Raw genomic sequence first — 1,845 nt, forward strand, 5'->3', positions numbered from 1 at the left:
CCCCCAGGATCGTCGCGACGACACCCACCGCGCCCACCAGCAGCGCATATTCTATCGCCTGCGCCGCCAGCACCTGTCGCCGGGTGGCGCCCAGCACCTTCAGCAGCACCGCGTCATAGCTGCGCGCCGCGCGCGCCGCCGCGATCGCGCCCAGCAGCACCGCGATCCCGGATAGGACCGCGACGCTCGCCGCGGCGGTGATCGCCGCCGCCATCTGGCGCACCACGTCTTGCACCTGGGCCAGCACTGATCCCACCTCGATCACCGATGTGGAGGGGAAGCGCGGCAGCAGGGCGGCGGTGACGCGCTGTGCCTTCGCCGCGGGCATGTCGATCGTCGCCGCCAGATTGTGCGGCACGTCGCGTAGCGCGCCGGGGGAAAAGACCATGACGAAGTTGAAGCCCAGCGTCTCCCACGCGATCCGCCGGAACGACGCGATGCGCGCGGTACGTTCCATCCCCAGCACCGACACGGTCAGCGGGTCGCCGATCTTCAGGTCCAGCGCCTCCGCCAGCCGCTCGTCGACCGACACCAGGCTCTCGCCCGCCTCCTGCGCGGACCACCATCGTCCCGCGCTCAGCGTGCTGCCCGCCGGCAGCGTGGCGGAAAAGGTCAGCCCGCGCTCGCCGCGCAGCGCCCATGCGCCCTCCGGGATGGTCGCCAGATCGGCGACGCGCGTGGTGCCGTAGCCGGTGATCGTGCCGCGCATCAGCGGCACGGTGGCGATCGTCGCGCCCGGCGCGATCGCGGTGACGGTGCGGCGGAATTCGGCTTCGCGCTCGGGCGGCACGTCCAGCGCGAACAGTGCGGGCGCGCGTTCCGGCACCGAACGGCGGATGTTGCCGTCGATGCTGGTGCGGATCGTCGCCAGCAGGACGAACAGCGTCAGCCCCAGTCCCAGCGCGACAACCAGCGACACGGTCCGCGATCCGGGGCGATGCAGCGCCGACAGCGCCAGCCGCGCCAGCGGACGGCGCGGGCGCGGGGCGCGCGCGGCGGCGGCGCGGATCAGCGCGCCGATCGCCACCAGCATCGCCAGCGCCCCCGCGGTCGCGCCCAGGAAGGCGGCGGTGAAGCCCGGCCGCGCGCTGGTCAGCAGCGCCAGCACCGGCACCGGCAGCCCCGCCGCCAGTCCCCAGGCGATGCCGCGCCAGCCGCCGCCGCCGCGCGTGTCCAGCGCGCCGCGCAGTAGCGCCGCCGCCGGCACGCGCCCCGCCGCGACCAGCGGGCGCGCGCAGAAGGCGAGCGCGATCAGCAGGCCGTATCCCGCCGCCAGCGCCAGCGGTCCCGGCTGGACGGTCAGCCCCGGCGCGACCGGCAGCACCCCGCTGATCGCGATCCCGGCCAGCGGCACCGCGGCGATCCCCGCGATCAGCCCCAGCCCGATCCCCACCGCCGACACCGCCAGCAGCTGCAGCAGGTAGATGCGCGCCACCATCCCGGATGTCGCGCCCAGGATCTTCAGCGTGGCGATCGTGTCGCGCCGCGCCTCCAGGTACGAACTGACGCCGTTGCCGATGCCGATCCCGGCGATCACCAGCGCCGCCAGCCCGACCAGCGTCAGGAAATCGCCCATCCGCGCGACGAAGCGGCTGGCCCCCGGCGACGCGCGGTCGCGGGTCTTGGTCTCCCATCCGGCGGTGTCGAACCGACGTTCGAACCGCTCGGCGATCGCCGCCGGGGCGCCCTTCGCGGCGATCCGGTAGCGTGTCGCATACAGGCTGCCCGGCTGGATCAGCCCGGTGCGGTCCAGCCCGGCGCGCGAGACGATCGCGACCGGGCCGAGCGTGAAGCCCTCGCCCAGCCGGTCCGGCTCGTCGGCGATGATCCCGCCGATGCGGAAGG

Annotated in this window: 1 protein-coding gene; it reads right to left on the minus strand. The window is 74.6% G+C overall.

Going from position 1 to position 1,845, the window contains the following annotated elements; translation table 11 throughout:
• Nucleotides 1-1,845: ABC transporter permease (locus AX685_RS14605; protein WP_066489973.1), on the minus strand; the 1,845-nt coding region annotated here is incomplete at both ends.

Origin of the sequence: Sphingomonas sp. CCH9-F2 (assembly GCF_001556735.1) — a bacterium.
Classification (GTDB): Bacteria; Pseudomonadota; Alphaproteobacteria; order Sphingomonadales; family Sphingomonadaceae; genus Sphingomonas; species Sphingomonas ginsenosidimutans.